The sequence below is a fragment of the Pseudomonas sp. 25 R 14 genome, from assembly GCF_900004755.1.
Classification (GTDB): Bacteria; Pseudomonadota; Gammaproteobacteria; order Pseudomonadales; family Pseudomonadaceae; genus Aquipseudomonas; species Aquipseudomonas brenneri.
In genome coordinates, this window is sequence record NZ_CVTS01000006.1 from 1 (window position 1) to 11,066 (window position 11,066).

12 protein-coding genes are annotated in these 11,066 nt (G+C 63.0%); 9 read left to right on the forward strand and 3 right to left on the reverse strand.

From position 1 onward, the window contains the following. A partial coding sequence (locus BFQ03_RS00875) for a peptidylprolyl isomerase (RefSeq protein ID WP_065942321.1) occupies positions 1–719 on the forward strand: 719 nt, incomplete at its 5' end. Positions 720–770: 51 nt separating this feature from the next. Continuing rightward, positions 771–1,748 carry a LysR family transcriptional regulator gene (locus tag BFQ03_RS00880; RefSeq protein ID WP_065942322.1) on the forward strand — a complete coding sequence of 326 codons (978 nt, stop codon included), beginning with the start codon at positions 771–773 and terminating at the stop codon, positions 1,746–1,748. Between the two features lie 199 nt (positions 1,749–1,947). Here the strand turns inward: BFQ03_RS00880 and BFQ03_RS00885 are convergent, their stop codons facing one another. Both BFQ03_RS00885 and BFQ03_RS00890 read right to left on the reverse strand, forming a co-directional pair. Further along, entirely contained in the window at positions 1,948–2,376 is a 429-nt protein-coding gene (locus tag BFQ03_RS00885) for a hypothetical protein (RefSeq protein WP_065942323.1), read from the reverse strand. Positions 2,377–2,471: 95 nt separating this feature from the next. Further along, the gene (locus BFQ03_RS00890) at positions 2,472–3,374 is read right to left on the reverse strand and encodes a LysR substrate-binding domain-containing protein (RefSeq protein WP_065942324.1); all 903 of its coding nucleotides are present in this window, start codon (positions 3,372–3,374) and stop codon (positions 2,472–2,474) included. Positions 3,375–3,580: 206 nt separating this feature from the next. Between BFQ03_RS00890 and BFQ03_RS00895 the strand changes: the two genes are divergently transcribed. The 7 genes from BFQ03_RS00895 (at position 3,581) to BFQ03_RS00925 (ending at position 10,132) form a co-directional block, all read left to right on the forward strand. Further along, positions 3,581–4,528: a branched-chain amino acid ABC transporter permease gene (locus BFQ03_RS00895; RefSeq protein ID WP_032861004.1), complete on the forward strand. Its 948-nt coding sequence runs from the start codon at positions 3,581–3,583 to the stop codon at positions 4,526–4,528. Continuing rightward, positions 4,525–5,625 carry an ABC transporter permease subunit gene (locus BFQ03_RS00900; protein WP_032861002.1) on the forward strand — a complete coding sequence of 367 codons (1,101 nt, stop codon included), beginning with the start codon at positions 4,525–4,527 and terminating at the stop codon, positions 5,623–5,625. Before BFQ03_RS00895 ends, BFQ03_RS00900 begins: the two co-directional genes overlap by 4 nt. Next, complete coding sequence (locus tag BFQ03_RS00905; protein ID WP_032861001.1) at positions 5,622–6,395, forward strand: ABC transporter ATP-binding protein; 774 nt, start codon at positions 5,622–5,624, stop codon at positions 6,393–6,395. Before BFQ03_RS00900 ends, BFQ03_RS00905 begins: the two co-directional genes overlap by 4 nt. Then, a complete protein-coding gene (locus BFQ03_RS00910) occupies positions 6,388–7,104 on the forward strand; it encodes an ABC transporter ATP-binding protein (protein ID WP_029292968.1) in 717 nt (238 codons plus the stop codon). The genes BFQ03_RS00905 and BFQ03_RS00910 overlap by 8 nt, the downstream gene beginning before the upstream one ends. 84 nt (positions 7,105–7,188) lie before the next feature. Beyond that, positions 7,189–8,328: a branched-chain amino acid ABC transporter substrate-binding protein gene (locus tag BFQ03_RS00915; protein WP_032861000.1), complete on the forward strand. Its 1,140-nt coding sequence runs from the start codon at positions 7,189–7,191 to the stop codon at positions 8,326–8,328. Between the two features lie 80 nt (positions 8,329–8,408). Further along, the gene (locus BFQ03_RS00920) at positions 8,409–8,900 is read left to right on the forward strand and encodes an L-2-amino-thiazoline-4-carboxylic acid hydrolase (RefSeq protein WP_032860998.1); all 492 of its coding nucleotides are present in this window, start codon (positions 8,409–8,411) and stop codon (positions 8,898–8,900) included. Further along, positions 8,897–10,132, forward strand: coding sequence for a Zn-dependent hydrolase (locus BFQ03_RS00925; RefSeq protein WP_083204782.1), 1,236 nt, complete (start codon positions 8,897–8,899; stop codon positions 10,130–10,132). Before BFQ03_RS00920 ends, BFQ03_RS00925 begins: the two co-directional genes overlap by 4 nt. A gap of 137 nt (positions 10,133–10,269) precedes the next feature. On the opposite strand, the gene BFQ03_RS00930 is transcribed toward BFQ03_RS00925, so the two are convergent. Then, the coding region (locus BFQ03_RS00930) for an amidase (RefSeq protein WP_139115618.1) at positions 10,270–11,066 on the reverse strand (797 nt) is incomplete at its 5' end.

The window sequence follows — 11,066 nt, forward strand, 5'->3', positions numbered from 1 at the left end:
AGCAATTGCGCGCCAATCGAGGGGCTCTGGAAACCTGGATCCGCTCGCGCCTGGCGCAAAAAGCGGTGCTCGAACAGGCCGATGCCCAGGGCTGGCGCCAGCGTCCGCAAGTGGAACAACAGACTCGCGCTGCCACCGAGCAGATCGTGTTTCGCGACTACCTGTTGTCGGTCAGCCAGGTACCGGCCGACTACCCCAGCGCCGCCGAGTTGCAGCAGGCCTATGACAGCGGCAAGGCGCAGTGGATGACGCCGCCGTTGTACCGGGTCAGCCAGATCTTCCTCGCGGTGGATGACCCGCAAAGTACCGAGGCCGTACGGCGTCAGGCCCAGGAACTGAGCCGTCGGGCCCAGGCCGCACCGGCGGAGTTTGCCGGGTTGGCCAGCCAGTATTCCCAAGAACCGGGCAGTGCCGGGCGTGGCGCTGATTCGGGGCTGCAACCCTTGCAGCAACTGGTGCCGGAGGTGCGTAGCGTGGTGGCGCAACTCAAGCCGGGCGCTGTATCGCAGGCTGTGCAAAGCGCAGCGGGGTTCCATGTGCTTAAGTTGACCGAGCAACAACCGGCGCGCACTGCCAGCCTCGATGAACTGCGTCCACGCCTGACCGAGGCCCTGCGGGCCCAGCGCCAGGAGCAGATCGCCAAGGCTTACCTGGAAGGCATGCTCAACACCGCCACCTTGAGCATCGACGGTGCGCAATTGAACAAGGTATTGGAATAAAAACGGCAGCACGCATGGATGCACAGACCCAATCAAGACAGGGAGTTCCCCATGGACTATCTAGAGCCCGCTGCACCCCAGGGCATGATGCCCTACCGCGCGCCCGGCGAACCCCGGGAAGCCTGGCTGGCCCTGGCCGCCGGCATCGACCCGGAGGTGGCGCGCTACTTCCTGATCAGCGCCCGTTGCGGTTGTTTCATGCAGGCGGCGCGCAGCCTGAACATCAAGGCCACACTGCTGCGCAAACGCCTGGCGCTATTGGAAGAGCAGATGCGCCGTTCACTGTTCAGCTACCAGGGCAACGTCCTGGCCCTGAGCCGTGATGGCCTGCAATTGCAGGCGCGCTTGGTGACCTTGGCCAACGAACGGCGCTTGCCTGTGCAGGAGCAACCCTTGATTCGCCTGGCGGTGGCCGAAACCATCCTGCACGACATCCTCGGGCGCGACCTGATCTCCCTGCTGCGTCGCAACGCCAGTGTGCGCCTGGAGATTGTCTCCATCGACAGCCCGCAGGCATTGCAGGCGGTGGAGGCCGACGTGGTGCTGTGGCTGGCGGGTGTCGACTCGCCGCAGCCCGGCCCGGGTTTTGCGACCCACCCACCGCAGGCGCTGGCTTGCCTGGATTACGTGCCACATATCGCCAAGCGCTACTCACGCCTGGCCGCGCGGCCGGACAGTGTGGATGACTTGGCGGACTACATGTTGGTGCAATGGCAGCCCGATGGGTTGGTCGAGGCCTTGGCGCCGTGGAACCAAGTGGTGGAGCAGCGATTGGCGGGTGTGGTGCAGGTGCAGGCGTATCCGCTGATGCTGGAGATGATCCGCTGCAGCGCCTGCATCGGGTTATTGCCGCGCTACATGAGTTGCTTTGACCGGGGGTTAATGGCGCTGCCGGGGTTGTTTGCCCAGGACATGCAGCGCCAGGTATGGATGGCGGTCAATGCCGGGGCGGCGCATCCGCAGGAGGTGCAGATGATTGTGGCGATGGTGGTCAACACGTTCGAGGAACGGCGGGAGTGGTTTGGCTGAGCAGAGCCATCCCTGTGGGAGCGGGCAAGCCCTAATGCCAGTCAGTTAAGCGGATTCTGCTTTCTGTAGGAGCGAGCTTGCTCGCGAAGGACGTCAACGATAACGCGTGTTTGCTAGGTAAACGCGGTGCTTTCAAGTTCTTCGCGAGCAAGCTCGCTCCTACAGGGTTATGCGTTTGCTGTAATGATCCGGTTGCCTATCAGGCCGCCACAGCCTGAAGCTGCAACCCACCCTCGACATCCTTGACCAACCCGCTGGCCAGCAACAACGGCAGCAAACGCTTGTGCAACTGTGGCTCGACAAATTCCTTCACCGTCTCCAGCGTCAAGTCACCACTGCCAGGCAGCTCGGCCTTGGTGTATGACAGCCAGGCTTTTTTCAGCATCTGCAACACATCGCTGCCAGCGGTCAACGCAAAGCGGCGGTGGGCGGTGTGGCCCTGGAAGTTGAAGGTGTGCTGATACTCGTAGCCTTTCTCGTCACCTGCGCTGGCAACGCAGCGCACGCAGGTGCAAGGACCGTCACCAAAGGCGGCCAGCAGGTAGCTATTGAAGTCCACCACGGGCTTGAGCGACAGGCGCTTGTCCACTTCGAACAGGTCGCCGGTCATTTTTGCGTCGTTACTCACGGTGCATTTCCTCGCAGGTCTACGGCTGGTTTTTCAAAGCGCGGCATCATACCAGCCGACAGCGTGGGCAGTCGCCAAGACTTGCCCGCTCACTGTCAGGGGCTGTGGCCCAGGTGGCCCTTGATCCAGTCGTACAGGTTATTACCCTCGCTCGACAGCTCACTGTTGGCCCGGCGACACAGGTAATACTGGCGACCGTCATCGACCGGCACATCAAACAATTGCACCAGCTCACCGCTGGCCACCAAGGGCGCCACCAACGGCGCACGCAGCAGCGAGCAGCCAAGGCCAGTGAGGGTGGCGATCAGGGTCAACTGGCCGTCCTCCAACAACAGACCATTGTGCGTGTTGCTGTGACTGGCCTCGGCGACATCGAACCATTGCCCCCAGGTGCCGCGTTCTTCGTCGTGCAGCAGTGGCAGTTCGCTGAGCGCCTGCGGTGTGGCGATAGGACCGTGGCGCTGGAGGAATTGGCGGCTGCAAAACGGCGTGACTGCGCCGCTGATCAGTGGCTCGCTGTGATAGCCCGGCCAGTGCCCGGTGCCGAAGCGGATCGACAGGTCGGCGGCATCGCTGGGGTAGCTGCGGTGGTTGGCGTAGGTGATGTTGATGTCCAGCGCCGGGTTGGCACTGAGAAATTGTGGCAGGCGCGGGATAAACAGGTTGGTCGCGAACATCGGAATCAGGCTGATGGTGACCTGGCGCGTCGCGCTTTTTTCCCGCACATGTTCGGTGGCGCTGCGCAATACCGCGAAAGCCGAGCGAATCGCCCGGTAGTACTCGCGGCCTTCTTCGGTCAGCCCCAGGTTGCGGCCCTGGCGCAGGGTCAGCGGCTGTTGCAGGAAGCTTTCCAGCAAGTGCAGCTGATGGCTGACAGCCGAGGGCGACACCCCCAGTTCGCGGGCGGCGGCATTCACCCCGCCATGGCGGGCAAAGGCCTCGAAGGTGCGCACGGCACGCAACGGTGGATCGTTGGCTAATTGTTCTAAATTATTCATGTGTTGAATTAAATACTAAGTAAAAAGATAAATAAAGCGGCTTTTGTATGGAGAAAACGCCGTAAATAGGGCGTTTTTTATTTGGTATAAACATATTCCTTTCAGATATTTGATAAAAACAGAATAAATAACTAGTGTTCCGCGCTCGGGCTTTTAGTCGGTGCGCCCTGGCACCGATGTTTTTGTGTATGGAGTTGATGGTTCTCATGGATGCGTTTATCCAGCAACTGCTTAACGGCTTGCTGTCGGGCAGTCTCTACGCGCTAGTGGCCTTGGGTTACACCATGGTCTACGGCATTTTGCGGATCATCAACTTTGCCCACGGCGATGTGTTGATGATCGGTGCGCTGGTGGGCCTGTCGGTGATCCGTGTGCTGCAGGCGGCCTTCCCGGATATGCCGCCGGTGCTGTTGCTGCTGGCCGCGGCGATGATCGCCATGGCCTTCTGTGCGGTGCTGGCGGTGGTGATTGAGCGCGTGGCTTATCGGCGCTTGCGTAACGCGCCGCGCCTGGCGCCGTTGATCAGTGGTATCGGCGTGTCGCTGTTGTTGCAGACCGTGGCCATGCTGGTCTGGACCCGTAACCCGCAGATGTTCCCGCAGCTGCTGCCCCTTGCCCCCATCGAAGTGCTGGCTGGCGATGCCACCCATGCCGCCGTGACCAATGCCACTGCGCTGACCACCATTGGCGTGGCGTTGAGCCTGATGGTCGGGCTGTTGCTGCTGGTGGAGCGCACGCGTTTTGGCCGGGCCATGCGCGCCGTGGCCGAGAACCCGCAAGTGGCGAGCCTGATGGGGATCAATCCCAACCGCATCATCGTCATGACCTTCGCCATCGGCGGCGCCCTGGCCGCGCTGGCGGGCATCATGATGGCCAGCAACTATGGCAGCGCGCATTTCTATATGGGCTTCCTGCCCGGCATCAAGGCGTTTACCGCGGCGGTGCTGGGCGGCATCGGCAACCTCAAGGGCGCCATGCTCGGCGGCCTGCTGCTGGGACTGATCGAAGCCCTGGGCACCGGCTACCTCGGTGCCGCCACCAACGGCGTGTTCGGCAGCAACTATCAGGACGTGTTCGCCTTTATCGTGTTGATCGCGGTGCTGGTGTTCCGGCCCCAGGGGTTGTTGGGCGAACGACTGGCGACTCGCGCATGAGCCTGGCAACCGCTGTGAGCCCTTCGAGCAAACGCGCCAGCCTGGGCCTGTTGCTGTTCGCTCTGGCCCTGGTATTGGCCCCGTGGATTGTCGGGCATGCCGGAGGCAATACCTGGGTGCGCACCCTGGACTTTGCCCTGCTGTACATCATGTTGGCCCTGGGCCTGAACATCGTGGTGGGTTATGCCGGCCTGCTGGACATGGGCTTTATCGCCTTCTATGCGGTGGGTGCCTACCTGGCGGCCTTGCTCTCGTCGCCCCATTTGTTGCAACAGTTCCCGGCCTTGCTGGCGTTGCTGCCGGAGGGCATGCACACCTCGATCTGGCTGATCCTGCCGCTGGCGGCGCTGCTGGCGGCCGGGTTCGGGGTGATTCTCGGCGCCCCGACCCTGCGCCTGCGCGGCGACTACCTGGCCATCGTCACCCTGGGTTTTGGCGAGATCATCCGCATCCTGCTGCGCAACCTGGACCGCCCGGTGAATCTCACCAACGGGCCCAAGGGCATCGCCCAGGTCGACCCGGTGACACTGCTGGGCGTCAACCTGGGGCGCACCCAGGAGCTGTTCGGCCTGCGCCTGCCCTCGGTCTACCTCTATTACTACCTGTTCGCCGCACTGGTAGTGCTGATCCTGTTTGCCTGCATCCGCCTTGAGCGCTCGCGTATCGGCCGCGCATGGATGGCGATCCGCGAGGACGAAGAGGCGGCCCAGGCCATGGGCCTCAATACCTTGCGCCTGAAGCTGTTGGCGTTTGCCATTGGCGCAGCGTTCGGCGGTATCAGCGGGGCGCTGTTTGCCTCGTTCCAGGGCTTTGTTTCACCGGAATCCTTCACCCTCAACGAGTCCATCGCCGTGCTGGCCATGGTGGTGCTCGGTGGTATGGGGCATATCCCCGGGGTGATTCTGGGCTGTGTGTTGCTCGCCGCCCTACCCGAAGCGTTGCGCGCCAGCATGGGCCCCTTGCAGCAGGCGCTGTTTGGCCAGGTGCTGGTGGACCCGGAAATTATCCGCCAGCTGTTCTACGGCCTGGCGCTGATTCTGGCGATGCTGTATCGACCCGCCGGCCTTTGGCCGAGCCGCACAGGAGGTGCACCTTGAACCATCCGTTATTGCAGATCGAGAAGGTCAATAAACAGTTTGGCGGTGTGGCCGCGCTCGATGACGTGAGCTTGAGCATCGAGGCCGGGGAAATCTACGGCCTGATCGGGCCCAATGGCGCCGGCAAGACCACCTTCTTTAATGTGATGACGGGGCTGTACACCCCGGACTCCGGGCGCTTTCAACTCGACGGCCAGGAGTACCAGCCCACGGCGGTGCACCAGGTGGCCCGCGCCGGCATCGCCCGCACGTTCCAGAATATCCGCCTGTTCAACGCCATGAGCGCCCTGGAAAACGTCATGGTCGGGCGCCACGTGCGCACCCATAACGGCGTCTGGGCAGCCTTGAGCGGGCATTCGCGCGGGCGCGAGGAAGAAGCACAGACCCGCGCCCATGCCCACCGCCTGCTGGCCTATGTCGGCCTGGCCGGGTTTGCCAACTACCGCGCCGACAGCCTGTCCTACGGCCACCAGCGGCGCCTGGAAATTGCCCGCGCCCTGGCTACCGAGCCGCGTCTGCTGGCCCTCGACGAGCCGGCTGCGGGGATGAATGCCAGTGAGAAAGTGCAACTGCGCAGCCTGCTGGAAAAAATCCGCGATGACGGTCATACCCTGTTGCTGATTGAACACGACGTGAAGCTGGTGATGGGCGTGTGTGACCGCATCAGCGTGCTGGACTACGGACGCGTGATCGCCGTGGGGGCGCCTGCCGAAGTGCGTCGCCACCCGCAAGTGATCCAGGCCTACCTGGGAGCCGGCGCCCATGTCTGAAGCGTTGTTGCAGATTGCCGGCCTGAAGGTGCGCTACGGCGCCATCGAGGCGGTCAAGTCCCTGGATCTGCATATTGATGAAGGCGAGCGGGTCACGTTGATCGGCGCCAATGGCGCGGGCAAAAGCTCCAGCCTCAAGGCCCTTACCGGTCTGCTGCCGGCCGCTGCGGGGCAGATCCGTTTTGCCGGGCGCTCGATCCTGAACCTGGCGCCCCATGAGCGCCTGACCCTGGGCATCGCCATGGTGCCGGAAGGGCGTGGCATTTTTGCGCGCATGAGCGTGCTGGAAAACCTCCAGGCCGGCGCGTTCCTGCGCCGCGACCCACAGCAGGTCAACCTGGAAATCCGCCAGCTGTTCGAACACTTTCCGCGCCTGGAAGAGCGCTTGCAGCAGTCGGCCGGCCTGCTCTCCGGTGGCGAGCAGCAGATGCTCGCCCTGGCCCGTGCGTTGCTGTCCAAGCCACGGCTGCTGGTGCTCGATGAACCGTCCATGGGCCTGGCGCCGATCATGGTCGAAAAGCTGTTCCAGGTGATCGATGATGTGTGCCGCCAGGGCATGACCCTGCTGCTGGTGGAGCAGAATGCGCGCCTTGCGCTGCAAGTGACTGACCGCGCCTATGTGATGGATACCGGGCGCATCAGCCTCAGCGGTGCCAGCGACCAATTGCTCGACCACCCCGAGGTGCGCAGTGCTTACCTCGGTGAATAACCTAAATACAAACGCCACCGGACGCCCGGCGTGTTTCGCCCACCCCACAGGCCATGAGGGCCTGATGAGAAACAGGAAAAAAGCATGAACAAGACTGCCCCCTTCAAACGTGTACTGTTGTTGAGCCTGGCCCTGAGCGGCGTGGCCCAGGCCGACCAGACGGTACTGATCGGCCTGGCCGGCCCCTTGACCGGTCCGTCTGCGCGGATCGGCAAGGACCTGGAGAATGGCGCGCAACTGGCCATTGACCAGGCCAACGCCAAGCACCCGAAAATCAATGGTGAGGCCGTGACCTACAAGCTGGTTTCCGAGGATGACCAGTCCGACCCGCGCACCGCCGTCACCGTGGCCCAGCGCCTGGTGGACGAAGGCGTGGTCGGCGTGGTCGGCCACTGGAACACCGGCACCAGCATTCCTGCGGCGCGGGTCTACCATGACGCCGGGATTGCCCAGGTCGCACCGGTGGCTACCGGTCACGCCTATACCCAGCAAGGTTTCGACACCAGCTTCCGGATCATGGGCCACGACGATGACGGCGGCCAGGTAGCCGGTGACTACGCGCTCAAGACCCTCAAGGCGCAGCGCATCGCCGTGATCGACGACCGCACCGCATTCGGCCAGGGCCTGGCGGACCAGTTCGTCAAATCCATCGAGGCCGGTGGCGCCAAGGTGGTTGCGCGCGAATACGTGGACGACAAGACCATCGATTTCAGTGCGGTGCTGACTAACATCCGCGGGCAAAACCCGGACCTGATCTTCTTTGGTGGTGTCGACTCCCAGGCTGCACCGCTGGCCCGGCGCATCAAGCAGTTGGGGATCAAGGCCCCCTTGATGGGCGCCGGCGGCTTTGTCAGCCAGACCTTCCTGCAACTGGCGCAGAACGAAGGCGAGGGCGTGATCGCCCTGGAACCGGGCCTGGCCGTGGCACAGATGCCGGGTGGCCAGGCGTTTGAAGAGGCCTACAAGGCGCGCTTCAAGAGCAATATCGAGCTGCACGCACCCTTCGCCTATGACGGCGTTGGCGTGTTGATCGCCGCGATTGAGCAGGCCAACTCCACCGATCCGCAGAAGTACCTGCCGGTACTGCGCGCCATCAGCTATCCAGGCGTGACCGGGACCATCGCGTTTGATGCCCAGGGCAACCTGCAGAACCCGTCGTTCACCGTTTACCAGGTCAAGGCCAATCAATGGCAACCGGTGAGCGTGGCTGGCGGTAAAAAGTAACGCGCTGAATTTCAATGTAGGAGCTTCTTATAAGGGAGCTCCCACATTGGATCTTCGCAGCCATTTGAATGAGGCACACCATGAGCAAACTGGAAGGTGAACTGGGCATCCTGGCCCGCCGGCGCATCGAAGCCGAGATCATCAAGCCGATCTACGAAATCCTCGTGCGCGAGCAGGGCAAGGCCTTTGCCGCAGCGGTGATTGGCGAAGCGGTGGGCAACGCCGCGATCCAGGCGGGCAAGCACTTTGCCGCCCAGGAAGAGCAGGGCGCCGACCTCAAGAGTTTCGTTGAGCTGCAAGTGCTGTGGGAAAAGGACGATGCGCTGAAAGTCGAGATCATCGCCAGCGACGCCGAGCATTACGACTATGACGTCAAGCGCTGCCGCTATGCCGAGATGTACCACGAAATGGGCCTGGGCGAGATCGGCCACCTGTTGTCGTGCAACCGCGACGAGCTGTTTATCGTCGGCTACAACCCGAATATTGAATTGACGCGCACCCAGACCATCATGGGCGGCGCGCCAAGCTGTGACTTCCGCTACCACGCCAAGCCCCAGGGGCCACGCTCGTGAGCGCCCTGGCGCGGGTCAACGGCGAGCGCTTGTGGGACTCGCTGATGGAAATGGCGCAGATCGGTGGCACGCCCAAGGGTGGCGTGTCGCGCCTGGCCCTGACCGACGAGGACCGGCGCGGGCGTGACCTGTTCGTGGCCTGGTGCACAGCGGCCGGCTGTAGCATTCGTGTGGACGCCATGGGCAATATCTTCGCCCGCCGCGCTGGCCGCCATGACCACCTGGCCCCGGTGCTGACCGGCTCCCATGGCGACTCGCAGCCAGCCGGCGGCAAGTTCGATGGCATCTACGGCGTGCTTGCCGGCCTGGAAGTGCTGCGCACCTTGAACGACCTGGGCATCGAGACCGACCGGCCGATCGAGGTGGTCAACTGGACCAACGAAGAAGGCTCGCGTTTTGCTCCGGCGATGATTTCCTCGGGGGTGTATGCCGGGGTGTTTGACCTGGAATACGGCTTGTCCCGCGAAGACAAGGCCGGCGTGACCATCGGCCAGGCGTTGCAGCAGATCGGCTACGCCGGCGCGCACCCGGTGGGTGGCCAGGCGGTGCATGCGGCGTATGAACTGCATATCGAACAGGGCCCGATCCTCGAAGCCCAGGGCCTGACCATCGGCGTCGTTACCGGCGCCCAGGGCCAGCGCTGGTATGAAGTCGAACTGAGCGGGCGCAGTGCCCATGCCGGCACCACGCCCATGGATCACCGCCTGGATGCACTGCTGGGCTTTGCCCGGGTGGTGGAAGCGGTCAACCAGATCGGCCTGGCCCAAGGCGCCGAAGGGCGTGCGACGGTGGGCATGGCCAATATCTTTCCCAACTCGCGCAATGTGGTGCCGGGGCGGGTGTTCTTCAGTGTCGAGTTCCGCCACCCCGATGAAGCGGTGCTGGGTGTGCAGGACCAGCAACTGCACGAAGCGGTGGCCCGGATTGCCGAAGGGATTGGCTTGCAGGCCAGCGTCAAGCAGATCTTCCAGTACGCGCCGATTGCCTTCGACAGTGACTGCGTGGAAGTGGTGCGGGCCTCGGCCGAGGCCTTGGGTTATAGCCATCGGCGGATGATTTCCGGGGCAGGGCATGATGCCTGCTACCTGAACAAGGTCGCGCCGACGGCGATGATCTTTGTGCCCTGTGTGGATGGCTTGAGCCATAACGAGGCGGAAGAGATCCACCCGCATTGGTCGACAGCCGGGGCGGATGTGCTGTTGCAGGCGATTCTGGCTTCGTCGCGCGAGTGATGGGGGTACCCACCCCAAAATGTGGGAGCGGGCTTGTTCGCGAAAGCAGTGGGTCAGTCAACATCAATGTTTGCTGGGCCGACGTCTTCGCGAGCAAGCCCGCTCCCACAGGGGGCAGGATCCCCCCCAAAAAAACCTTAGCCGCGCACAAACAGCCTGCTCATCACCTGCAACAAGCGATCATCCTCGCCCGCCGCGCCAATCACCTGCAACCCCACCGGCATGCCCCTCACGTGCCCCACCGGCAGGCTGATCGAGGGCAGTCCGATGAGGTTCCAGGCACTGGTATGGCTGAGCACGGCGGCGCGCACATCAATGTCCTGTTCGCCTACTCGGACTTCGCGCGCATTAACCTCGGTGGCGGTAATCGGCACGCTGGGTGAGACCAGCAAGTCATAACGTTCGAACAAACGTGCCATCGCCGCTTTGTACTGCGCCTGGCTGGCCTGTGCGCGAATGTATTGCCAGCCTTTGACTTCGCGCGACACCTCAAGGCGTTCGCGTACCTCAGGGTCAAACATGTGCGGCGCATCGCGCATGCGCTCGGCATGCACCTCAAAGGCTTCGGCACGTTGCAGTGTCTGCAAGGTGTCCTTCATGCCGGCCGCCATTGTTTGCAGTTCGTCAGTCTCCTGCAGCGCGTCGCCGAACAACTGCTGCGCCGCCTGATAAACCTGTCGATTCACCTCGGCGTCGACCGGGCCGAAGCTGCCACTGGTGATCCAGCCCACCCGCAGTGGTTGCGCATTGGCAGCCGGCGCACAAGCGCGGCCTGCCAACACTTCGAACAGCAGGCGTGCATCTTCAACGTGGTTGGCGATGGGGCCTACGTGGTCGAGGCTGGAGGACAGTGGGAACACGCCTTCTACCGGCACGCAGGCAAACGAGGGCTTGAAGCCGACCGTGCCGCACAATGCCGACGGAATCCGGATCG

Excerpts from the sequence above, each read along its gene's own strand:
- BFQ03_RS00915 (WP_032861000.1), top strand. The coding sequence starts at position 7,189 with ATGAACAAGACTGCCCCCTTCAAACGTGTACTGTTGTTGAGCCTGGCC.
- BFQ03_RS00900 (WP_032861002.1), top strand. The coding sequence starts at position 4,525 with ATGAGCCTGGCAACCGCTGTGAGCCCTTCGAGCAAACGCGCCAGCCTG.
- BFQ03_RS00890 (WP_065942324.1), bottom strand. The coding sequence starts at position 3,374 with ATGAATAATTTAGAACAATTAGCCAACGATCCACCGTTGCGTGCCGTG.
- BFQ03_RS00910 (WP_029292968.1), top strand. The coding sequence starts at position 6,388 with ATGTCTGAAGCGTTGTTGCAGATTGCCGGCCTGAAGGTGCGCTACGGC.
- BFQ03_RS00895 (WP_032861004.1), top strand. The coding sequence starts at position 3,581 with ATGGATGCGTTTATCCAGCAACTGCTTAACGGCTTGCTGTCGGGCAGT.
- BFQ03_RS00880 (WP_065942322.1), top strand. The coding sequence starts at position 771 with ATGGACTATCTAGAGCCCGCTGCACCCCAGGGCATGATGCCCTACCGC.
- BFQ03_RS00920 (WP_032860998.1), top strand. The coding sequence starts at position 8,409 with ATGAGCAAACTGGAAGGTGAACTGGGCATCCTGGCCCGCCGGCGCATC.